The organism is Dyadobacter beijingensis DSM 21582 (assembly GCF_000382205.1).
In the GTDB taxonomy this organism is placed as follows: domain Bacteria; phylum Bacteroidota; class Bacteroidia; order Cytophagales; family Spirosomataceae; genus Dyadobacter; species Dyadobacter beijingensis.
In genome coordinates, this window is record NZ_KB907789.1 from 855,197 (window position 1) to 878,154 (window position 22,958).

General features: G+C 51.1%; 21 protein-coding genes. 9 read left to right on the forward strand and 12 right to left on the reverse strand.

The features are described 5' to 3' along the window. Positions 1-23 precede the first annotated feature (23 nt). Positions 24-1,709, reverse strand: coding sequence for a C45 family autoproteolytic acyltransferase/hydrolase (locus H144_RS0122205; RefSeq protein ID WP_019944316.1), 1,686 nt, complete (start codon positions 1,707-1,709; stop codon positions 24-26). 58 nt (positions 1,710-1,767) lie between these two features. Here H144_RS0122205 and H144_RS0122210 point away from each other — a divergent pair, with 58 nt between their 5' ends. Both H144_RS0122210 and H144_RS0122215 read left to right on the forward strand, forming a co-directional pair. Continuing rightward, positions 1,768-2,394, forward strand: a complete 627-nt coding sequence (locus tag H144_RS0122210; protein WP_019944317.1) for a 4'-phosphopantetheinyl transferase family protein — start codon at positions 1,768-1,770, stop codon at positions 2,392-2,394. 31 nt (positions 2,395-2,425) lie between these two features. Then, entirely contained in the window at positions 2,426-4,903 is a 2,478-nt protein-coding gene (locus tag H144_RS0122215; protein ID WP_019944318.1) for a PIG-L family deacetylase, read from the forward strand. Between the two features lie 110 nt (positions 4,904-5,013). Here H144_RS0122215 and H144_RS0122220 read toward each other — a convergent pair whose 3' ends face one another. The 8 genes from H144_RS0122220 to sufC all read right to left on the reverse strand — a co-directional run bounded on the left by H144_RS0122220 (position 5,014) and on the right by sufC (position 11,321). Further along, positions 5,014-6,123, reverse strand: a complete 1,110-nt coding sequence (locus tag H144_RS0122220) for a vWA domain-containing protein (protein ID WP_019944319.1) — start codon at positions 6,121-6,123, stop codon at positions 5,014-5,016. Positions 6,124-6,202: 79 nt separating this feature from the next. Then, positions 6,203-6,631, reverse strand: a complete 429-nt coding sequence (locus H144_RS0122225; RefSeq protein WP_026350908.1) for a BrxA/BrxB family bacilliredoxin — start codon at positions 6,629-6,631, stop codon at positions 6,203-6,205. 33 nt (positions 6,632-6,664) lie between these two features. Beyond that, complete coding sequence (locus tag H144_RS0122230; protein WP_019944321.1) at positions 6,665-6,976, reverse strand: SUF system Fe-S cluster assembly protein; 312 nt, start codon at positions 6,974-6,976, stop codon at positions 6,665-6,667. 21 nt (positions 6,977-6,997) lie between these two features. Continuing rightward, on the reverse strand, positions 6,998-7,426 hold the full coding sequence (locus H144_RS0122235; RefSeq protein WP_019944322.1) for a SufE family protein: 429 nt from the start codon (positions 7,424-7,426) through the stop codon (positions 6,998-7,000). Between the two features lie 15 nt (positions 7,427-7,441). Continuing rightward, positions 7,442-7,819 (reverse strand): DUF5618 family protein, encoded by a 378-nt coding sequence (locus tag H144_RS0122240; protein WP_019944323.1) that lies wholly within the window; start codon positions 7,817-7,819, stop codon positions 7,442-7,444. Between the two features lie 46 nt (positions 7,820-7,865). Beyond that, positions 7,866-9,092 carry a cysteine desulfurase gene (locus H144_RS0122245; protein WP_019944324.1) on the reverse strand — a complete coding sequence of 409 codons (1,227 nt, stop codon included), beginning with the start codon at positions 9,090-9,092 and terminating at the stop codon, positions 7,866-7,868. Positions 9,093-9,183: 91 nt separating this feature from the next. Continuing rightward, complete coding sequence (gene sufD, locus H144_RS0122250; protein WP_019944325.1) at positions 9,184-10,503, reverse strand: Fe-S cluster assembly protein SufD; 1,320 nt, start codon at positions 10,501-10,503, stop codon at positions 9,184-9,186. A gap of 59 nt (positions 10,504-10,562) precedes the next feature. Continuing rightward, positions 10,563-11,321 (reverse strand): Fe-S cluster assembly ATPase SufC, encoded by a 759-nt coding sequence (sufC, locus tag H144_RS0122255; protein ID WP_019944326.1) that lies wholly within the window; start codon positions 11,319-11,321, stop codon positions 10,563-10,565. Between the two features lie 257 nt (positions 11,322-11,578). Between sufC and H144_RS0122260 the strand changes: the two genes are divergently transcribed. Both H144_RS0122260 and ctlX read left to right on the forward strand, forming a co-directional pair. Then, positions 11,579-13,048 carry an arginine deiminase family protein gene (locus tag H144_RS0122260; RefSeq protein ID WP_019944327.1) on the forward strand — a complete coding sequence of 490 codons (1,470 nt, stop codon included), beginning with the start codon at positions 11,579-11,581 and terminating at the stop codon, positions 13,046-13,048. 92 nt (positions 13,049-13,140) lie between these two features. After that, the gene (gene ctlX / locus H144_RS0122265) at positions 13,141-14,097 is read left to right on the forward strand and encodes a citrulline utilization hydrolase CtlX (RefSeq protein ID WP_019944328.1); all 957 of its coding nucleotides are present in this window, start codon (positions 13,141-13,143) and stop codon (positions 14,095-14,097) included. Positions 14,098-14,157: 60 nt separating this feature from the next. Here ctlX and H144_RS0122270 read toward each other — a convergent pair whose 3' ends face one another. Further along, on the reverse strand, positions 14,158-14,616 hold the full coding sequence (locus tag H144_RS0122270; RefSeq protein ID WP_019944329.1) for a hypothetical protein: 459 nt from the start codon (positions 14,614-14,616) through the stop codon (positions 14,158-14,160). Between the two features lie 230 nt (positions 14,617-14,846). Here H144_RS0122270 and H144_RS0122275 point away from each other — a divergent pair, with 230 nt between their 5' ends. Together H144_RS0122275 and hemW are read left to right on the forward strand one after the other, a co-directional pair. Continuing rightward, a complete protein-coding gene (locus H144_RS0122275) occupies positions 14,847-16,919 on the forward strand; it encodes a TonB-dependent receptor (RefSeq protein WP_019944330.1) in 2,073 nt (690 codons plus the stop codon). Continuing rightward, positions 16,919-18,043 carry a radical SAM family heme chaperone HemW gene (hemW, locus tag H144_RS0122280; RefSeq protein WP_019944331.1) on the forward strand — a complete coding sequence of 375 codons (1,125 nt, stop codon included), beginning with the start codon at positions 16,919-16,921 and terminating at the stop codon, positions 18,041-18,043. Before H144_RS0122275 ends, hemW begins: the two co-directional genes overlap by 1 nt. A gap of 54 nt (positions 18,044-18,097) precedes the next feature. Here hemW and H144_RS0122285 read toward each other — a convergent pair whose 3' ends face one another. Beyond that, positions 18,098-18,520: an OsmC family protein gene (locus tag H144_RS0122285; RefSeq protein ID WP_019944332.1), complete on the reverse strand. Its 423-nt coding sequence runs from the start codon at positions 18,518-18,520 to the stop codon at positions 18,098-18,100. A gap of 268 nt (positions 18,521-18,788) precedes the next feature. Between H144_RS0122285 and H144_RS0122290 the strand changes: the two genes are divergently transcribed. Both H144_RS0122290 and H144_RS0122295 read left to right on the forward strand, forming a co-directional pair. After that, the gene (locus H144_RS0122290) at positions 18,789-19,322 is read left to right on the forward strand and encodes a hypothetical protein (RefSeq protein ID WP_019944333.1); all 534 of its coding nucleotides are present in this window, start codon (positions 18,789-18,791) and stop codon (positions 19,320-19,322) included. A gap of 85 nt (positions 19,323-19,407) precedes the next feature. Further along, the gene (locus H144_RS0122295) at positions 19,408-20,028 is read left to right on the forward strand and encodes a DUF1684 domain-containing protein (RefSeq protein ID WP_019944334.1); all 621 of its coding nucleotides are present in this window, start codon (positions 19,408-19,410) and stop codon (positions 20,026-20,028) included. A 67-nt stretch (positions 20,029-20,095) separates the two neighbouring features. Here the strand turns inward: H144_RS0122295 and H144_RS0122300 are convergent, their stop codons facing one another. After that, positions 20,096-20,647 (reverse strand): YcxB family protein, encoded by a 552-nt coding sequence (locus H144_RS0122300; RefSeq protein WP_019944335.1) that lies wholly within the window; start codon positions 20,645-20,647, stop codon positions 20,096-20,098. 185 nt (positions 20,648-20,832) lie between these two features. Here H144_RS0122300 and H144_RS0122305 point away from each other — a divergent pair, with 185 nt between their 5' ends. After that, positions 20,833-22,887 (forward strand): BatA domain-containing protein, encoded by a 2,055-nt coding sequence (locus H144_RS0122305; RefSeq protein WP_019944336.1) that lies wholly within the window; start codon positions 20,833-20,835, stop codon positions 22,885-22,887. The last annotated feature ends 71 nt before the right edge of the window (positions 22,888-22,958 follow it).

Genomic DNA, 22,958 nt, shown 5'->3' on the forward strand with positions numbered 1-22,958 from the left:
GGTATGGAAAAGCGGATAATGCATTAATGTTTGCCTTGTTTGCTTTCGGCTATACGCTCACGGATCGCCTTTTCCTCATTCAGCGACGAAACCTCGTGTTTCAACGCCTGTTCAAAATAGCCGACTGCCTTGCCAAAATCACCCTTTTTCTGATGGTACTGCCCCAGGAAGAAGTACGGCAGGTAACTCTGCGCGTTGTTGGCGACGAATGCCTGCTCATCCTGCTGCGTCAGCGATAGCGGGGCGTCCAGCATCACATATTTAGTAATTTTCTGCCTCACTGATTTAAATGCCTCAAACTTTTTATAGTCGGCAGTTTTCAGGAAAGGATCGGGATCGATATCCAGCGAATCGTAAGATGTAAAATTTCCTTTCTGCGCGAATACATTCGCCAGGTCGTATCCTACAAATTCGCCGAGCTGGTACGGCGGCGCCGAGATCCAGAACTCCTTTTTGGCGGGTTTGAACAAAATCCCGTGGTGGGCAATAAGCTGGTTGAGCAATTTCGCATTGCCATAACCGATAAACTCGTCGTCGACGCCCTTCTGATCGCGCAGAATGCCGGCGGCCTGGTCAACGCCCATCGGGTACGATCGCCCCATGAGCTGCGTCATGCGGTCGAAACGGGCTTTGGAGTCGGTATCACGGATATTATTGATATTCACCGAATCCTGCACGAATGCATCGCTCTGGTAATGGTTCGCGCACACGACCGCATCCTTGCCCGGATCGTAGATGCCCATTTTTTGCGGCGATTTCTCAATGATAACAGCCTTATCATCGGCCGCCGAGCCGATCAGCAGCGATTCCGAAACGAACGTCTCGCTTTTCGCCGCGATTTTCCGTGCTTCCTCGATGGTACCAGCATATTGCAGGATCTCCCGTGCCAGAATCGAGATTGGCTCTTTGGCAGAAAAAGGAATGTCCGATTTCGACGCATTGAGCGTCACGGTAATGCCTTTTTCATTCATACCCGACACCACACCCGTAAGGCCCGCCCACGCATAGGAAGCAAATTTATACCCTTTGTCGGGGTTCATGAACACAATCAGCTTGTCTTCCGCGAAAGCGTCGCCCATGTAGAAATCGAAGTTGCGGGCAATGAGCAGGGTAGAATCTTTGGTGAGCGAATGGTTCACGGCGAATGACGTACAGCCGACCATGTTCAGGTCCGTAAGCGCATGGCCGATGTCGTGTGCGGCGTGGTAGTTGAGAATGCGGTAATATTTCGGGCCGATGTAATTAAACTGGTCGGAAAACGACTGCGAAACACCCCAGATCTCCTGCTGGTTTTCTTCGGGAATGTATTTGTAAATGTCGCGGTTGAACCAGCCGACGAAGCCTTTCAGCACTTGCAGGAAAGCGGCGCTCGGGATCATTTCGCGGATCTGGCCCACGAAATGTACTTCCTGCTTTTCCATCAGCTCCTTGGCCAGAATGCCGTAAACGAGCCCGCGCTCGTAGGGCGCGCCTTCGAGGTACATTTCCCAAATGCCGTGCTTATTCTTCCGCAGCCAGTTGTTGCCCACGCGGTAGTGGTTCTCCCCTACCTTTTCGCGTTTGTAACTTTCGACAGTTTTAGTACTTTCAACATCCGGCGCCGGAACCCTGATCCGCCAGAGGAACAACCCGAAGAGTACCCCGAGGATCAGCAGGAAAATGAGGAATACTTTGAGTGCAGAACGCAGGACTTTGTTTTTCGGCCACATAAAAATCAGCTGACAGCCGCCGATAATGCGACCGATCAGTTACCAAAATTAACAATAAATGGGCATCGTTTCTATAAAAACCGTTTCACCGGCAGCACAACTCGGCCTCTGGCGCATGACTGAATCGTGGGAAGAATTGTTTGAAATGCTTGATCTGCCCGCCACCGACCTGGCCGTACTGGAAAATATCCCCAAACCCAACCGCAGGCAGGAATGGCTGGCGTGCAGGGTTTTACTCAAAGAAATGCTCGGGAAAGAGGCCGTGATTGGTTACGATACCGAACGTAAACCGCATCTGACCGGCAGCTCAATGGAAATTTCAATGTCGCATTCGGGCGAATATGTGTGTGTGTACCTGCGCGGGGGCGCGTCCGTGGGGGTAGACATTCAGCGGATGAAGCCGTCCATTTCCAAGGGTTCGTTTTACTTTTTGAATGAAAAAGAGCAATCCTGGGTCGATTTGGAGAACAATGTACAAATGCACCTGATCTGGTCGGCTAAGGAATCGGTTTTCAAATATGCCGGCGACGCGGATATCGACCTGAAAAAACATATCACGACAAGTCCGTTTTCAGGCAACCAAAACGGCCGTTTTGAAGTTAACCTGCAAAAAGGCGCCGTTCAGGAAGTTGTACGAGTTCAATTTGATACATTTGACGAATATGTACTAACCTGGACCATCTGAAAAGCCTCCATCCCAACCACCTTAACCCGATATGCACCGCTTTTTTACGCTCGCTCTCGTACTGTTTGCCGCCCGGCTTTTTGCACAGACTCCCGCGCTCTCATCGAGTGAAATCTTTCAAAACATTAAAAAACTCAATGTTTTAGGCTCCGTACTCTACATCGCCGCCCACCCCGACGATGAGAACACGCTGATGCTGTCGTATTTGTCCAAGGACCAGCTCGTGCGCACCGGCTACCTCTCGCTCACCCGCGGGGACGGCGGCCAGAACCTCATCGGCGCCGAGCAGGGCTACAATATCGGCGTGATCCGTACACAGGAACTCCTTGCCGCACGCCGCATCGACGGTGCGCAGCAATTCTTTTCCCGTGCCTATGACTTCGGCTTTTCCAAAACCCGCGACGAAACGCTCAACTTCTGGGACCGCGACAAGGTGCTCGGCGATGTGGTTTGGATGATCCGCAAATTCCAGCCGGACGTGATCATTACACGCTTCCCGCCCGACCCGCGCGCCGGCCACGGGCATCACCAGACTTCGGCCTATCTGGCCGAAGAAGGCTTCGACCTTGCCGCCGACCCGAAAGCCTATCCCGATCAATTGAAGTTTGTCAAAACCTGGCAGACGAAGCGGCTCGTCTGGAATACTTTCACGCCGGGCTTTACCAACAAGGCCCCGAGCGAGGAGAAAAACCCGTTCATATCCATTGAAATCGGCGGTTATAACCCGGTTCTGGGCAAATCGTATACCGAAATCGCCGCATTGAGCCGCAGCCAGCACCGCAGCCAGGGCTTCGGCAGCGCCCCGCAACGTGGCGAGCGGATCGATTACTTTTTGCATAAAACAGGCATACCAGCCCAAAAGAACCTGTTCGACGGCATCGATGTGAGCTGGAAACGGGTGAAAGGCGGCGAAAAGGTGCAGGTGATGATTGCGGCAGCTATCAAAAATTACTCGGTGAACAAACCTTCGGCATCGATTCCTGAATTGCTGAAAATCAATGCGGAGCTGAACAAGCTCGATTCGGGCAATATTTACATTAAAACGAAGCGAGAAGAAGTAAAAGACCTTATCCAGCAATGCGCCGGACTTTGGTTTGAAACAAATCCGAATGACTTTTCCGGAGTAGCAGGCGACGAGGCGCGGATCAATATCGGTGTTGTCAAACGCTCGGATTACCCTGTGAAACTCGTTTCGCTGCATTGGACGGGCAAATCGGCCGATAGCGTACTGAACCTCGCATTGGGTGCAAACGAAATGAATGCATTTCCCAAAAGGGGATTGCTGCCGGCAAACCTGAAAACCACCCAGCCCTACTGGCTCGAAAAACCGATTGAACGCGGCATTTTCCAGATCGACAACCAGCAGGATATCGGCTATCCCGAAAACCGCCCGGCGACGAAGACCAGCTACAAGTTCGAGATCGGCGGGCAGGAATTCGTGTTTGAAAAGCCGTGGGTGTACAAGTCCGTCGACCCGGCGGAAGGTGAGATTTACCGGCCATTCGAAATCCGGCCATTGGTAACGACGACCATTACCGAGCCTGTTTTCATATTTGCCTCCATGGAGCCGAAGACGGTGAATATTGTTGTGGAAGCGCAGCGGGGCAATGTAAAAGGCACATTGAAGCCCGAAATTCCCGCCGGCTGGAAAGCCGTTCCCGAATCGGCAGAGTTCAATTTGACGAACAAATACCAGCAGCAATACTTCTCGTTCATCATCACGCCCCCGGCGGGTAACCAGGAAGCGGTGATCAAAGCGGTGGCCGTTGTAGATGGTAAAAATTATGATAAATCGGTCAAAACGATCGCATATCAGCATATTCCGAGCCAGACTATTTTCCCTGAGTCGTCGGCGAAACTGGCCAAAATCGATGTAAGAACGACGGCTAAAAACATTGGCTACATTGCGGGTGCCGGCGACGACGTGCCCACCGCATTACGGCAAATGGACTGCCAGGTAACGATGCTCAACGAAGCGGGCCTCGCTAAAGACCTGCATGGGTACGACGCGATCGTCGTGGGCGTACGTGCGTACAACACGGAAGCGTACCTGAACAACTACCAGTCAAAACTGATGGATTACGTCAAAAACGGCGGTACGATGGTCGTTCAATACACCATCCCCGGCGGGCAAAAGGTGAAGCAGATCGGCCCGTTCAATATCGAGCTGGGGCGCGAACGCGTAACGGAAGAAGATGCAGAAATGCAGTTCCTGCAACCGGACAGCCCGATTTTAAATTATCCCAATAAAATCACACAAAAAGATTTCGGAGGCTGGATCCAGGAACGCGGGCTCTATTTTGCGCAGGACTGGGATAAAAAGAATTACGTGGCCCTGTTTTCAGCCCACGATAAAGACGAGCCCGCCCGCGAAGGCAGCACGCTCTATGCGCAATATGGCAAAGGACATTACATTTACACCGGCCTCTCGTTCTTCCGCGAACTTCCCGCGGGCGTAACCGGCGCATACCGCCTGTTCGCGAATATGATTTCGGTCGGCAAGAAGTGATGAGCGGTGTGGTCAAGTTTTGTTATTTGAGAAAACAAATTCAACTCACGACAACACTTGACCAAACCTGACTATTTATGGCAACACCTCACTATTTCACCCCCCATCGTTCACTTGACGTTCTTCCTTCTGTTTCGCTGAAAATCTTCGAGTACAAAGCCCCCTAACCCCTGCAAGTTGCTGTAATAGGCGCGGCCGTTGTTGACCTGCGTGAAATTCTGTACGAATTGTTTCAGGTAAGGATCAGTCGCGATCATGAATGTCGTGACCGGGATGTCCAGTCGGCGGCATTGTGCGGCTAGCGTAAGGGTTTTATTGATGATCTTGCGGTCGAGGCCGAAGCTGTTTTTGTAATACCGGATACCTTCTTTGAGGCACGTCGGCTTACCGTCGGTGATCATGAAAATCTGCTTGTTGCGCGTCTTTTTACGGCGCAGAATGTCCATGGCCAGTTCGAGGCCGGCTACCGTATTGGTGTGGTATGGCCCTACTTCAAGATAGGGCAGGTCTTTCAGCTGGATCTGCCACGCGTCGTTTCCGAATACGATGATGTCCAGCGAGTCTTTGGGGTATTTGGTGCGGATCAGTTCGGCCAATGCCAGCGCCACTTTTTTAGCGGGCGTAATGCGGTCCTCGCCGTAAAGTATCATCGAATGGCTGATATCGATCATCACCACGGTCGCGGTGGTTGTTTTCTGCTCGCGCTCCACCACTTCGAGATCGTTTTCCATGAGCATGAAATCCCCGATGCCGTGGTTCACCTGTGCATTCTTGATCGATTCAGTCATCGAAATCTGGTCGAGCGTGTCGCCAAACTGGAAATCCCGGATGTCGCTTGTGAGCTCGTCGCCCGCGCCCAAATGCGGCGTGTGGTGGTTACCGCCGGTTTTAGACCTTTTCAGTTTACCAAAAATCTCGTCCAAAGCGCTCTTACGGATGCTTTTTTCAGCCTTGGGCGTCATGACGAGCGTGCTCTCGCCATCCTGCTTTTCCTCTGTCACATATCCTTTCTTTTTCAGGTCTTCGAAGAAATCGCCGATGCCGTAGGAATCGTTGGTGAGGTTATACTGGCGATCGAGCTGGCTGAGCCACGACATGGCCTCGGACACGTCGCCCGACGTCATCAGCAGCAATTGCTGAAAAATATCAAACAGCTGGTCGAACTTGCTATTCGGCCCTTGCTCGGGCGGAATGTATTTCGTGAAACGGTGTCCTTGCATATCGGCAGGTGTTGAAAACAGACGGCTACTTTCAAATGTAATCGAAAGTAGCCGTCAAAATCATTAAATCAGTACTGAATTACGCTTCTTCGGCGCAAAATTCTTCGAAAGCCATTTGCAAATGCTGCGCGATCATCTGAGCCGAACGGCCTTCGATGTGGTGGCGCTCCACGAAATGGATCAGCTCTCCGTCTTTGAACAGCGCTACCGCCGGTGAAGATGGAGGATAAGGCAAAGTGTATTCACGCATTTTAGCTGTCGCTTCAAGGTCAGCTCCTGCAAAAACCGTTGCCAGGTGGTCGGGCTTCACATCGCTGTTGGCCAGCGCCGCGCGCACACCCGGACGTGCAGCACCCGCCGCACAGCCACATACCGAATTGATCACAACCAAAGCAGTTCCTTTGGTATTTTGCATGAAGTTATCGACTTCCTCAGCGGATGTCAGATCCTGAAAACCAACATTCGTCAGTTCGGCTTTCATCGGAGCCACTAATTGTGGTGGATACATATATGTTAATGTTTAAAAGTTGTTGTTACTATTTTACATGAACCCGAGTTCGAGCTTGGCTTCCTCGGACATCATTTCGGTTGAATAAGGCGGATCGAACGTCAGCTCCACGCTTACGTCGTTCACCCCTTCCACTTCCCGGATCTTCTGTTCCACTTCGCCGGGCAGCGTTCCTGCGGAAGGGCACGAAGGCGACGTCAGCGTCATGGACACAAATACATTATTGATCGGAAAAACTTTCAGATCATATATCAAACCGAGCTCATATACGTCGACCGGAATTTCCGGGTCGTACACCGTTTTAATGGCGCGGATCACTTCTTCTTTCAAATCTTCCTCTGACATCGCAAGGTCTATGATAAGTTGTTATGCATTCACTGATTTGGCTTGATATGCAAAGCCATACGCTTTCATTTGTTTCAGCATAGCGGCTAGTCCGTTAGAGCGGGTTTGGGCCAAATGCTGGTGCAAACCTACCTTCTCCATAAAATAGACATCCGCTTTTGCGATCTCCTCGGGCGTGTGCCCCGAAAGCACTTTCACCAGCATACTCACCAGCCCCCGTACGATGATCGCGTCGCTATCCGCCTCAAATTTCAAAAGCCCACCGTCCATATAGGCATTCAACCACACCCGTGACTGGCATCCTTTGATAATATTATCTTCGGTTTTGTACTGTTCTTCCAATGGCGGGAACTGCTTACCGAGGTCGATGATGAACTCGTACTTGCTCTCCCAGTCATCAAACAATTCAAAATCCGAAATTAGTTCGTCCTGTGTTTCGTTTATGGTCATTGTGTAATTCTATTTTTATGCTGCTGCGGTGCGGGTTTCGACCCAGTTGATTAAAGCTTCTGCTTGCTTCAAGCCGTCCTTGGATACGCTTACAAGCTCAATTCCATCATAAGCCATTGATAAATGCAGGATTTTATACACTGAGTTGAAAGCGGTCAACGCCTTTTTGTCCACTTTGCTCAACTTTTCCTGATACCATTCCACACTTTTTCGGGTATCTTTTTTTCCCAGTAAGCCGTCAAGAGCAACTAACACTCCGGAATAGGCTGCGTGGCCAGCAAGCTTGACATATTTAATATCGTTATAATAAATACCATCTTTTTTTGCCTTCTCGCTAAGTATTTCTCTGGCGTTGCTGAGATACCTCCTGGCTTCCTGTACCGAATTTTCCATAATGTGTACATAGTTTAAAATGAAACAATGCCAGTAATTTAAAAAATTATCCCAACATCCGCTTCACCTTATGCAGCCCTTGAATGAGCTTGTCGATCTCCTCGGTTGTGTTGTAAACAGCAAACGACGCACGCGAGGTTCCGGTGATATTGAAGCGGTTCATCAAGGGCTGGGTGCAGTGGTGACCCGTGCGAACCGCGATACCTTGCTGATCGAGCAGGACGCCGATATCCTGGTGGTGAATACCGTCGATGACGAACGATAGCACACTCACCTTTTCCTTCGCCTGGCCGATGATGCGCAGGCCTTCGATTTCCTTTACCGCCTCGGTGGCATAGGCGAGTAATTCGTTTTCGTAGGTCGCGATGTTTGGCTTGCCCAATGCGTCCACATAATCCAATGCAAATTTTGCAGCTACTACGTCCGCAATGTTCGGCGTGCCCGCTTCGAACTTGTAAGGCAACTCGTTGTAAGTCGTTTTGGCAAACGTCACCTCCTTGATCATCTCGCCGCCGCCGCGGTAGGGAGGCATCTCATTCAGCAGATCGCGCTTGCCGTAAAGGATACCCATTCCGGTAGGGCCGTATATTTTGTGGAGTGAAAGCGAATAAAAGTCGCAATCCAGGTCCTGCACGTCGATTTCAATGTGGGAGCTCGCTTGCGCGCCGTCGATGAGCACTTTCGCACCTACCGCGTGGGCTTTCGCGATGATTTCCTTGATCGGGTTAATGGTGCCCAATGCATTCGAAACGTGCACGACGGATACGAATTTAGTCCGCTCGGTGAGCAGCTTCTCGTATTCGTCCATCAGCAGCTCGCCTTCGTCGTTGATCGGGATCACTTTCAGGATGCAGCCTTTTTCCTCGCAGAGCATTTGCCAGGGCACGATGTTCGAATGGTGCTCCATCGTCGAAATAATCACTTCGTCGCCTTCCTTCAAAAACTTGCGGCCGTAGGACGACGCTACCAGGTTGATACCGTCCGTCGTTCCGTAGGTGAAAATGATTTCCTCCGAATGCGCCGCATTCAGGAATGCCTGCAAGCGCTTCCGCGACAGCTCGAATGCGGAGGTAGCTTTTTCGGCCAGATGGTGAATGCCACGGTGGATATTGGCATTGTAATGCTCATAGTAGCCCGCCAGCGCGTCCAGTACCAATCGTGGTTTCTGGGTCGTTGCGGCATTATCGAAATAGACGAGTTGTTTGCCATTCACGACCTCGTTGAGGATCGGGAAGTCGTTGCGGATGGAGGCAATATCAAGATTGTGGCTCATTGTGATTCGTCATTTAAGAAAAATACCCAACCCCAAAAATGGCGGTTGGGTACCAGGAAATGTATTAATCAGGGTCAATTGACCCGTAAATTTACTTCGATGCCAGTTTCCGGGTGATCACGTTTTCGAGGTATTCGCGAACCGAGTCGATCTTGATCTGCGAAACGACGTCGGCACAGAATGCGAACATCAGCAGCGACATTGCTTCCGGCCGCGAGATCCCGCGCGAGCGCATGTAGAACAATGCTTCCTCGTCGATCTGGCCGGTGGTGGTGCCGTGCGAACACTTCACGTCGTCGGCAAAAATTTCCAGCTGCGGCTTGGTATTCATCGTCGCGTCCGGAGACAACACGATGTTTTTGCAGGACTGAAATGCATTGGTTTTCTGCGCGTCGGGACGGACGAAGATCTTCCCGTTGAAAACACCTTTCGACTTGTCGCGCAAAATACCTTTATACAGCTCGTTACTTTCCGAATTCGGCTTTTGATGGTCTGCAACGGTATGGTTGTCAACATGCTGCGAGCCATCCGGGAAGTACAGCCCATACATGTGCGCATCGCAATGCTCACCGTCGAGGACGATATTCAGGTTGTTGCGCGTGAACTTGCCGTTCAGCGTGACGGTACCTGCGTAGAAATGCGAGCGATCGAGCATACGCACCTGCGTGGTACCGATGTGGTAAGCGTTTTCGCTCTCGTTCTGCACTTTATAATATTGTACGTTGGCTTCCTCCGCCACGTGGATTTCCGTCACCGCATTCGTGAATGAACGCTGATCGCCCAGCGTACGGAATGCCTCGGCGAGTTTCACATGGGCATTTTTACCCACTGAAATGATATTACGCGGCTGGCTGCCCACATTCTGTTCCCGCGCATCGCTCACGAAACGGAGGATGATCGGATGCTCTACCGATTGGTTATCAGGAATATGAATGAACACGCCGTCCTGCGTAAATGCCGTATTCAAAGCTGTAAACGCATCGTCGGCATCCTTGGTCAGTTCATTGAAAAACGAAGCGACTTTGGAAGGATCATTTTTATACGCCTCGGCCAGCGAGCTGATCGTGATCTTTTCAACCGGCGAAATAATCGTCGAAAGACCCGCATTATAGCGGCCGTTGACAAAATACAGGATATTAGCCTCCTGCGCCGGCACCTTTAAGTCTTCCAGCTCAGCCAGGCCGATCGAACTTTCTGCATTGAAATCGTAGGAAACGCTGATCAGGTCCCTTACGTTGCTATATTTCCACTCCTCGTGCTTGATAGACGGGAAGCCTAATTGCTCAAAACGGGCCAGACCTGCACGTTTTTTCTGGTGAAACTCCGAAGATGCTTCGCCATTCAGAACGGCTTCACGGGCATGAAAATCCGTGATCAGCCTGGTTTTTAAATCTATTGTCTCGGTACTCATCGATATTTGGGTATGGTGCTGTGTTGGGTTAAGTTAAAATAGACAATGGTGCCTTTCGCTTAACCTACCGCTTCTACTTCCGCCTTGATCCAGTCGTAACCTTTTTCTTCCAGTTCGAGCGCCAGCTCTTTCGGGCCCGACTTCACGATGCGTCCCTTGTACAATACGTGCACGTAATCTGGAACGATATAGTCCAGCAGGCGCTGGTAGTGCGTCACGACGATCGTTGCGCGCTCTGGCGAACGAAGTGTGTTAACCCCCTCAGCAACAATACGTAATGCATCGATATCGAGACCAGAATCGGTTTCATCCAGGATCGCCAGTCTCGGTTCGAGTACCGCCATCTGGAATACCTCGTTACGTTTTTTCTCACCGCCGGAGAACCCTTCGTTCAATGCCCGTTTCAGCAGGGAATCGTTCATACTCACAAGCTTGGCCTTTTCGCGCACCATTTTCAGGAACTGCGCGGCGTCCAGCGGCGCTTCGCCTTTATATTTACGGATCTCGTTGACCGCCGTTTTCAAAAAGTTGATCGTGGTAACGCCCGGGATCTCTACCGGATATTGGAATGCCAGGAAAATACCTTCCGCAGCCCTTTCTTCGGGTGCCAGTTCGAGCAGGTCCTTTCCTTCAAAAACTACATTTCCGCCAGTAACCTCGTACTCTTCTCTTCCCGCCAATACCGATGCCAAAGTACTTTTACCGGAACCATTGGGCCCCATAATTGCATGCACTTCACCCGGCTTGACTTCCAGATTGATGCCTTTTAATATTTCCTTACCTTCAATGGAGGCACGCAAGTCATTAATAGAGAGCATAACTGATTTATACTTAAAAGATAGTTCGTGGTAATTTCCCGCAAAAGTAATACGCAAACGGCGTAAATGAAAATGAGCGTCAGAGTCTTAAACGGCGGGCCACTCATTTTGTACAACCTTTTTAAGTAGCAGGATGTTCCCGCGAACGAGATATTTATGCCTTAAACGGTCAGAGAATAAACGGGTTGAAGAAAGGCCGGTTTTTAATTCGCCAAGAAACATTTACTTTGCGCACCGACGTTCCAATCACTTCATTTATGACTATTAATCAGGCATCCGAGCTCTCGATCGGTGTATCTTCCGAAACCGGTACCCTCCAAAGGCTCCTTATCCACAGTCCCGACCGCGGCCTGGGAAAGGTAGTCCCGAGTAAAGCGCAGGACTGGCTTTTCGAGGACATCGTACACCTGGATACCATGCGCAGGAAAGAGTACGATTATTATGTAAAACTCCTGCTCTATTTCCTCGATCCCGATAAAATCAAAGGCAAAATCGCCGACATCAACGACGACCCCACCCGCTCGTTTTTCATTCCCGGCACGGAAAAATACTTCGCTTCCGACCGCGTCGTCGACATCCAGCGGCTGCTGGGCGAAATCCTCGAAGACCCCGGCACGCGTACCAAGCTCACAGCCGCCATTTGCGGTATCGAGCGCTGTTCTTACCAGATCCAGGAAGAGCTGGGCACTTTCGACGCCCACGAACTGGCGCGCATATTCATTTCGGGCTCCTGTTCCGACCAGCGGATGCTTTTCGCGCCGCTGCCCAACCTGATTTTCACGCGGGATATCGGCATTGTCATCAACGACCACATTTTACTGAACAAGCCGGCCAAAGCGGCCCGTACCCGCGAGTCCATATTGGCACAGTTCGTGTTTTTCTACCACCCGATGTTCACGCACATTCGCGGAAATCTCATTGAAATACCTGAAAACGAGCGCCATTTCCTGCTGCCGGACGACGAGAAGGCCAGCGATTACCAACGCTGCACGCTCGAAGGCGGCGATGTAATGATGGTCGCGCCGGGACATTTGCTTATCGGTTGCAGCGAGCGAACGTCCATTTACGCGGCGCAGCAGGTGATGAAGATTTTGTTCGATAAAAATGTAGTTCAAAAAATCACCATCATCAAAATCCCTAAAAAGCGGGATTATATGCACATCGACACCATTTTCACCCAGGTAAAAAAAGACGTGTGGGTGCTCCTGGGCTCACTGGCCCGCCTGGGCGACGAAGCCAGGAAGAAAGACGTGCTGCATTTCTTTGCGCCTGCCGATGCGAACAAGGAATTCAAAATCCTGCAATTTGAGAAGGGTAAAGAGCAGCAGCCGATCGAAATTGAAAACCTCGAAGACCTGCTGACGGCTATCAGCCGGAAAGACCTCGGCGTAAAAGGTCCGGTCCGCTTCATTTATTCGGGGGGAAATGAATTCCCTTACGGCGAACGCGAGCAATGGACCGATTCCTGCAACCTGCTCGCCCTGCGCGACGGCGTCGTGATCGGCTACGATCGCAACGATAAGACGCTGGAAGCGTTTAAAAAAGAAGGTTTCAAAATAATCAGCGCCAGGAAACTGCTGGAAAAATTCGAATATGAGGACCTTTCACCGGAAAACCTCACGGACACATTCATTACGCTCCCATCCGCGGAGCTTTCCCGTGCGCGTGGCGGCTCGCATTGCATGAGCATGCCCCTCCTGCGCGAGGCATTAATCCGTGAATCTTAATCTTGTAATCGACCCGTTTGAATCGTAAATTGCAGTAGTGACAATACATGACATTTTGTTCCGGAAAATATTCCAATAACCCCGATACTCCTATGCGCGTTATCACTTCATCCGCTCAAATCCAGCCGCAGTCGACATGCAGGATCATGATGATCAGGCCGGTACGGTTCGGTTTCAATGAGGAAACGGCCGGCAGCAACGAATTTCAGCAGGAGTCGTTCGCGCAGCAGACCAAAGGCACGGCCCAGCAGGCTGCGCGGGAAGAGTTCGACCTGATGATCGATCAGCTCGAAAAGGCAGGTTTGGAACTCCACATTTTCGACGATACCGAAGACCAGGACCGTCCCGACGCCATTTTTTCGAACAACTGGGTCTCTTTTCACCAGAGCGGCAAGGTGGTACTTTACCCGATGATGGCCGAAAACCGCCGCCTCGAACGCCGTCGCGACATTATCGAGTCGCTGGCGGCTGATTTTAAAGTGGAAGAGATTATCGACCTTACGCATTTCGAAGACGAGGGCAAATTCCTCGAAGGTACCGGCAGCATGGTGCTCGACCGCCGTTACAAAATCGCCTACGCGTGCCTGTCCCCGCGCACGCACCGCGACGTGCTCGATGCGTTCGCGGATGCATTGGGCTACGAGGTGATCGCATTCTCGGCGTCCGACGAACATGACAAGCCCATTTACCACACCAATGTGCTGATGTGCGTCGGCGATATTTTCGCCGTGGTGTGCCTTGAAGCCATTAAAGATCCCGACGAACGGCTCATGGTGCGTTCGGTACTGGAAGAAACCCATAAGGAAGTGATCGAGATATCGTTCGAGCAAATGCGGCATTTCGCCGGCAATATGCTGATGGTGCGGAACCGCAAAGCCGATAAATTCCTCGTCATGTCCACCCAGGCCTACGAATCGCTCACGCCACGCCAGAAAGACCGCCTCGACGACTACGCCAACTTGCTCCACACCGATCTCGCCGTGATCGAGGGCAACGGCGGCGGTTCGGCCCGGTGCATGATGACCGAAATCCATTTGCCCGTCAGATAACAAAAAAATGCTCCGGAAAACCGGAGCATTTTTCATTATTCCATAACCCTCATTAAATTATTAGTCGTTGAGATCGGCTTTCACTTTGGCGATCTTTTCTTTGGTATTGGCCTTGAACTCGTCCCACTTGTCGGCAGTCTCGTTCTGGGCCCGTTTCCACGAAGCTTGCAGCTCTTCTTTTTCAGCGTTCAGCTCCTTTTTGCGGTCGCGCCATTTGGCTTTTTCCTTGTCGGCAGCCTTGTCCATTTTGGCATCGGCTTCCTCTATTTTACGGTCGAGTTTGCTGATGGCGTCGTCGATATCTTTTTTCAGCTCGTCCTTATCTTCCTTCACTTTGGCTTCAAAATCCTGCCCTGCTTCTTTGATATCGGCTTTGGCGTCGGCCACATTTTCGTCCATATCATTTTTGGCTTCCTCCACGGTTTCCTGGGCGGAATCCTTGGTTTTATCTGAACAGCCGGTAAGTGAAAGTGAGCCTACCAACAGCATGGAAGCGACAATCCAGGTGATCTTTTTCATGTTTTTGGGTATTAAAGTGGTTTTGTAATTGTGTGATTGTATGGTGGCAAAGCAAAAAGCTTACCAGCGAAAGCAGCCGTTTCCAGCCTGTTTTTTGTAGAAAAATCTTCTCATGCAAACCGAAGTCGTTGAACTTCGCACCAGGCGGGCCGGTTAAGCCCATACAGCCTATTGAAACTGTTGGCTTTTATGATCAGATTTGTATTTTATTGATATACCCCCTAAACCTTATGCTAAAAATTTCCATTACCGGGCTTCTGGCAGCCTTCATCATTTTCCACGATCCGAGGACGGCACTGGCCCAAACCGATTCGCTCCAAGCCCGACAGCTCGGCGAGGTTACCGTACACGCTTTTGAATCCGACAAAAATGCATTGACCACCACCGCGACGGTGGGAATGCTCACGCCGCGCACGCTGGGCCGTTTTTCAAACTATACCTGGGCCAATGCGGTGAACACCATCCCGGGTGTGCGTATGGAAGAACGCTCGCCGGGCAGCTACCGTTTTTCAGTACGCGGGAGCCTTATCCGCTCGCCATTCGGGGTTCGGAACGTGAAATTTTACTGGAACGGCATCCCGTTCACCGATGCGAGCGGCAACACGCCGCTAAACTCCGTCGACTTCGGCGCTATTCAAGGCATGGAAGTGATCAAGGGGCCGGGCAGCAGCTTGTATGGCGCGGGTACCGGTGGGGTGGTGCTGATGCAGAGCCGCCCCGATCATGCATTTCAAAACCGCGTGGAGCAAAGTGTGAGTTTCGGTAAATATGGTTTCCAAAGCCGCAATTCCACCATTCAGGTGGGCGATATTTCCATCCAATACGGCCATAGCGAGCAGGACGGCTACCGCAACCACAGCGGTATGGTACGCGACGCGATACGCTTCACTTCCAGTTCCAGCATCGGCGAAAAGGGCACATTGTCGCTGCTCGGGATGTACTCAGACCTGTTTTACCAGACGCCGGGCGGCATTAACCTCGCCCAATACCAAACCAATCCCAAACTGGCCCGCCAGTCTACCCCTACCGTACCCGGCAGCGAGGCGCAAAAAGCGGCCATTTACACCCGGCTCGCATTGCTGGGCGGAAATTACGTACTGCCATTATCCGACAGCTGGACGCAGTCCACGGCATTGTACCTGACCTTCACCGATTTCGCGAACCCGTTTATTTCCAACTTCGAAAAACGCGACGAGAATGGCATCGGGGGACGGAATATCTGGCAGAACAAATCGGAATGGGGGAATGTAAAAACCAACTGGACGAGCGGTTTCGAATGGCAATACGGCAAATCGGCTCAGCGGAATTACGACAACAAAGGCGGCGTCGCGGATAAGCAGCAGACCGTGGAAGATATCCGTACGGCGAATCTTTCGGTATTCAGCCAGCTGGAAGCGACATTGCTCACCGACCTCACATTGAGCGCCGGTTTGAGTTATAACACGTCGAAATACAGGTACGAACGCTACTTCCCGCTTCCATTCAACGAAGATCAAAAGACATTCGACGGCATTTTCATCCCCCGTTTTGCGGCCAATAAGGTCATTGCCGGCAACTGGTCGGTGACGGCTTCGTACAGTGGCGGCTTCTCCCCTCCTACCTTGCAGGAAGTACGGCCGTCGGCGGGCGGTTTCCGCAAAGACCTGGAAGCGGAAAAAGGGAACAACACCGAAATCGGTATCCGGAAGGTGGGGAAAGTTATTTCGGGGGAAATCAGTTTGTACCATTTCGGCCTTCGCAATGCCATCGTACGCCGCCTGGACGAGGCCGGTGCCGAATATTTTGTGAATGCGGGTAAAACCAAACAAAATGGCCTGGAATGGAACGTCACGTGGGACATGCTCTCGAATCCGCAATTGCCCGTGGCGCTGAAACTGTGGAATACCGGTACTTATACCAAATACACCTACGAGGAATTCCAGCAGGCCGATACAGACCTGAGCGGGAAACTCATTCCCGGCATTCCGCGTTTCTCACAGTCGACGGGCCTCGATGTGCTGCTCAAATACGGCATCTCGGCGTTCCTGACCTACCAGCACGGCGATGCATTCTACCTGAACGACGCGAATACGGTAAAAAACACAGCTTATAACCAGTGGATCGCGCGCGTGAGCTGGAAGAAAAGCTGGGGTTCGCATTTTTACAGCGAGCTGTCGGCATCTGCGGAGAAGGTCAATGCGGGCATTTACAGCCTCGGCTACGACCTCAATGCATTCGGCAACCGCTATTACAACAGCGCACCGAAAAACAACCTCTGGGCCGGCGTAAAGATCGGCTGGGAGTGGCAGAAAAATTCGAAATAATGCATTTATACATCCATATCCCCTTCTGCAAACAGGCTTGCCATTATTGCGATTTCCATTTCAGTACCAACACCACCAACAAACGGGCCGTGACGGAAGCTATTGCGAAGGAAATCGTGCTGCGGAAAGACTACCTGCCGGACGGGGATATGGAAACCATTTATTTCGGCGGCGGTACACCCTCGCTGCTCGATGAAGCCGAGCTGCATTTACTGCTCGACACCATTCACCGGCATTTTCGTGTAGCGCCCGACGCCGAAATTACCTTGGAAGCCAATCCCGACGACCTCAACGCGGCCACATTGGCCATGTTTTCCAATGCAGGCATTAACCGCCTGAGCATTGGCATACAATCCTTTCACGAGCCGCATCTGCGCTTCATGAACCGCGCACATACCGCCCTCGAAGCCGAGCAATGCGTGCAACTCGCCCGCCAGGCCGGTATCGACAACATTTCCATAGACCTTATTTACGCCATTCCTTCGGCTAACCACGATATTCTGCTCAGTGACCTTGCCAAAGCGTTTACCCTCGATATTTCCCACATTTCGGCCTACTGCCTCACGATCGAGCCTCAGACGGCTTTCGGAAGCTGGTTGAAGAAGAAAAAGCTCAAACCGATCGAAGAGGAATATGCGGCGCAGCAGTTTGAAATACTCACTCAATCGCTGGGCGAGCATGGCTATGAGCAATATGAGATCTCCAATTTCGCAAGGGACGGCCATTACAGCCGGCATAACAGTTCCTACTGGCAGCAGCATCCCTACCTGGGCGTAGGCCCGAGTGCGCACTCGTACGATGGCGCGAGCCGCGAGTATAATGTGTCGCACAACGCGAAGTACCTGGAAGCCATTCAGCACGACAGGATTCCGGCGACATTTGAAACGCTCACCCCGGCCGACCAGACGAACGAATACCTGCTCACCGGCCTCCGCACTAAATGGGGCGTGAAATTGCAGAAACTGGAAACGCTCTCGCAGGGCGCATTTGCATTACAGCAGCAGTCCGAACTGGGAAAAATGGCCCGAAAAGGGTGGATCAGGGAGGAAGCGGGTATTTTGTTGCTCACGGAGGCCGGCAAGCTCTTCGCCGACCGCATTGCCAGCGATCTTTTTATTGAATAAAAAAAATCGCCACACTGCGGGCAGCATGGCGAAAGGGCAAAAGTCGAGCGGTTATTAGCTTACCAGCTCGGCGTTCAATGTAATCTCGGTGTTGAGCAGCTGGGAAATTGGGCATTCCTTTTTCGCTTTGTCGGCCACTTGTGCAAATTGCTCTGCGCTGATGCCCGGAACCTGCGCTTTCAGTTCGATGGCGCTTTTCACGATTTTGCCTTGTGCCGGATCGAGGGAAATAGTAGCGGTTGCATTCAGTTCGTCGGCGGTGAAACCTGCCGCATTGAGTTCGAAGCTCAGTTTCATGGCGAAACATCCGGCGTGCGCAGCGGCAACCAGTTCTTCGGGGTTAGTACCCTTGCCATCGGCGAAACGCGTGTTGAAAGAATACTGGGTGTTTTCCAGGACTGTGCTTTGCGTGCTGATCGTACCTGTACCTTCTTTGCCGGTACCTTTCCAGATGGCTGTTGCTTTACGGTTAATCATCGTTGTTTCTTTTAATGTTAGTTGGTTCTCAAATGCGTTGTTTTTGGGAAAAGTAGCACGGATGCGCTATCTACGCAAATGATTTTATGATTAATGATACAATAATGTGCCAGCGGTCTGAGTTCCAGTGTATGCCCTCCGGAATGGTTTGGAACGGCATTTTTTAGTTAACAGAAGTTAACGCCGCTTCGACATTTAAACTTTATAATTGCATCATCATCTAATCACAAATTTTTAACAGATTTCTCCATTTAATTACTCACAAGTCATGAACAGAAAATTCTTGCCCCTGCTGCTCCTCGCTGTCGTTGCATTGTTCCAAAGCTGCCGCGGGCCGAAAGGTGACCCCGGACCGCAGGGCGGCGACGTATTGGGCCGAACCTTTGACATCATCAATGTAAACTTCAACTCAGGCAATAATTGGGGGTTTCCGCTCAATTTCGCTGATAAAAAGATCGAAGTGCTTCCAACGGACGCCGTGCTGGTGTATGTGTATTGGAATGATCAGGGTGGCCTGAAAGCCTACCGTCCTTTGCCGCAAACTGCATTTGGTAACAATGGCCTTATCGTGACCTACAATTTCGACCGCACGGATAAGGATATGGAAATCTTCCTGGACTCTAACGTCCCAAGAAACCAACTTGCAACGGACTGGACAAACGGTTTTGAATTCCGTGTAATCGTGATTCCTTCCGATCCTCTCCTGCGCACAAATGCGGACGTTGATCTGAACGACTACAATGCAGTGATCAAAGCTTACAACATCGACGAGTCGAAAGTGAAGAAAATTTCAGCTCAGTAACAAGAAAGTTCCCTGTTACTTGGGTTTCTGGAATAATTTTTATAAAATCCGGTAAAAATTACCGGATTTCTTTTTTTGCTACTGTATGAAAATTGTTTTAGGCACACTCTTTACAGTTCTGGTCGCGGCGTTTGGATCACAGGCACAAACATTTACCGAAGAGACTAATCAGTTTAGGAACAAGTATAAGCAGGAGTTCCTCCACTCGGAGAATTCTCCGCTTAAAGCGGCAGACCTGCCCTACCTGCAATTCTACCAGCCCGATTCGAGTTACCGGGTCGAGGCGAGATTTGAGAAGGTCAAGGGCAAATCCTTCGAAATGCCTACTTACAGCGGCATGAACAAAACCTACGTCAAGTATGGGGTTTTGAAATTCAAAGTGAACGGACGTCGGCAAAAGCTGGCTGTTTACCGCAGCCTCAGCCTGCAACAGCTGGCCAAATACAAGGATTACCTGTTTGTCCCGTTCAAAGACAAAACGAATGGTGACGAAACCTACGGCGGCGGCCGCTACATCGACCTGAAAACGACCGACCTCAAAGACGGCACCTTCGTACTCGATTTCAACAAGGCATATAACCCCTATTGCGCTTACAGCACGGGCTACAACTGCCCCATCCCGCCGCTCAGCAACCACCTGACCATTTCCATTACTGCGGGGGAAAAGAATTTCACGAAACATCAGCATGAAGCCAGCATCAAGTAATGCGGCCCAGGCCAAAAAAAAGCGCCCGACTGAAAAGTCGGGCGCTTTCGTTGAATACCGTTTCAAATCAGGCTTTCAATATTTCTTTCTGCTTCAAAAGACGCTCGAATACCTTGATATCATGCTCAGAAGTGAAAATCGTGAACGGCAAATGCAGGAACTGGCCTTTTGAAATAACCAGTACGTAAGCATCTTTATCTTTGTAACCTTCCAGGATTTGCTCCCATTTCATGACGCTTCCTTCCTTCTGGTTAAGTTTCATCAGGATCTGGCGGTTGTCGATCTCGTAGGAAAACTTCTCGAACATCGGCTTGTATTGCGCCAGCTGGGTGATCCCGGTAAACTGGATAAGCCAAAATAATACATAAAGCAATGAAGCGACTACCACGGTGATGTAAATCCACAAGTTGGGATAAATGCCTGTGAGGCTTATCACCGCGTTGATCAGGATCAGGGCCACGGGTACCAATACCCATTTGATCTGCGTTTTGAAAAAATAACGCATGGCCAGTGAAATGTATTTTTGGGTAGGTAAGGCGTACTTCTTGGTACGAACCGCGGCCGGGTTCGTAGGCATTTGATAGACGGGCTGGTGTTTGTTTACCGAAACTTTGGCCATAACTCTGTTTAAATTAACAATCTTCTCACTGCGCCACGGCTTTTTGAACGACAGCCGGAGCAAAATGAAGTGCAAAGTTAGAAAAAAGCATCCGAGATATGAGAAAGGTCTGTAAATAAAAAGTAGTTATGAGAAATTGGCGTATTTTGTCGTTACTAACTGAAACGAGATAATTTCCGACCTACATGAGTTTCCTTTTTCCGTCTTTTTTATGGGGTTTGCTGGCCATATCAGTGCCTGTTGCAATTCACATTTTTAATTTCAGACGGACAAAAAAGGTCTACTTCACCAATGTCGCTTTTTTGAAGGCGGTCGAAACGCAGACGAAGTCGATCCGGCAGATCAAGCACTGGCTGGTCCTGGCAGCGCGGGTACTGGCGATCGCCTGCCTCGCATTCGCATTCTCACAGCCGTTTCTCCCGGCAGAAAGTAATGTGGCCGTAGACCGGCGCGGCATTACCAGCCTTTACCTCGACAATTCGCTGAGCATGGAAAGCGAGCTCAATAACAAGCGCTACCTCGACATTGCCACGGGCCGCCTCGGCGACTTACTGGGTTTATTCAAAAACGCGACCTCGCTCCAACTCGTCACCAACGACTTTTCCGCACAGGAACAAGGTCTTTACCCCGCCGAAAAGCTCCGCGACCGCCTCACGACGATCGGCCTGTCGAGCACGCCGCGCACGCTGGAACAGGTGTACAAAAGGCAGGAAAACCTGATGTCGCGGCATTCGCAAAGCGGTAGAAACCAGCTGTTCTGGTTTTCGGATTTCCAGAAAAGCACGGCAGGCGACCTCTCTGCCATTCGAACGGATTCGACGAACCAGCTGTTTCTCGTACCGGTTCAGGCGGAGGCCGAAAAGAATGTATTCGTCGATTCCGCCTGGCTGAACACGCCGTTTATCCGCGAGCTGCAAAACAATATCCTGTTTGTAAAAGTGAGCAACTCCGGCAACCGGGAGGCCCGTAATGTGGTGCTACGGCTTAGTCTGGACAATACGCAGGCCTCCACGGCATCGGTGAATGTACCGGCGAACGGCAGCGCCACGGCGAAATTCAATTTTAACCTCAAAGGAAAGGGCTATAAAAAAGGCCAGATCACTTTCGACGACTTTCCTGTCACGTTCGATAACGATTACTATTTTGTGCTGAATGCTTCGCCGCTCATCCGCGTGCTGCACGTGTACGGCCAGAAGCCGGACGGTAATTATATCGAGAATGTGTATGCCAATGACAGCCTGTTTACGCTGCAAAGTTACAGCGCACAGAACGTCGATCCGGGGCTCGTGAAGAACTCCGATCTCGTGGTTTTGGAAGGCGTAACGCAGCTTTCGGGAACGCTTCCGCAGGATTTGCAGGAGTTTGTGCGACAAGGCGGGAGCCTGGCCGTTATCCCGCCGGCCGCTCCGGTTGTGGATAGTTATGCCCGCTTTCTGAGCGGCCTGGGCTTAAATGGCGTGACGGCCGAAAAAGCGCCGGCGGCTCTTCCGCTCGCCGTGCCCGATCGTAACAACCCGTTTTTCAGCGACGTATTCGAGGAATCGATGCGGCAGGAAATGAATCTGAACCTGCCCGGTGCATTGCCGGTATGGAGCTGGGCCAAAGCAGGCCAGCAACTGCTGACATTGCGAAATGGGCAGACTTACCTGAACCAGACGATGTCCGGCTCGGGAAAAACCTATCTTTTCGCGGCGCCTTTCAACCAGGATTTCGGTAATGTGGCGCAGCACGCGATTTTCGTGCCGGTGATGTACAAAATCGCAGCATCCAGCGTCCGCCAGCAGCGCACGTCGTTCACATTCGACGAAAACCCTATTTCCCTCAACATTGAAAAACCCAAACCGAACTCCGTTTACAAGCTGAGGCGCGGCAAAACGGAAATCATACCGGTACAACGCATTACCGGCAATCAGCTGCTCCTGGAAATCCCGCAGGGCGACCAGGCCAGCGACGGTCTCGCCGCCGGCTACTTCGACCTCGTGCTGGACAACAAAACGGAGCAGATCATCGCCCTTAACCACAATCACGCCGAATCCAAACTCCAGTACTACTCCCCAGACGAACTCCGCGCCGCATTTTCCGGCCAGAAAAACGTCCAGGTATTCGACAAAATCGACGACGATGCGTTCTCGACAGCGTTCCAGCAGCAAAATATGGGCACAACGCTTTGGAAATTTTTCCTCTACGGGGCGCTGTTCTTTCTCCTGGTGGAAATAGGGTTGATACGTTTTATGAAGTGAATCATTTCGCAACATTCCTTTTATCTCACCCGTTTTTAAACCAATTTTGCGGGAAAATATCATTATTGATC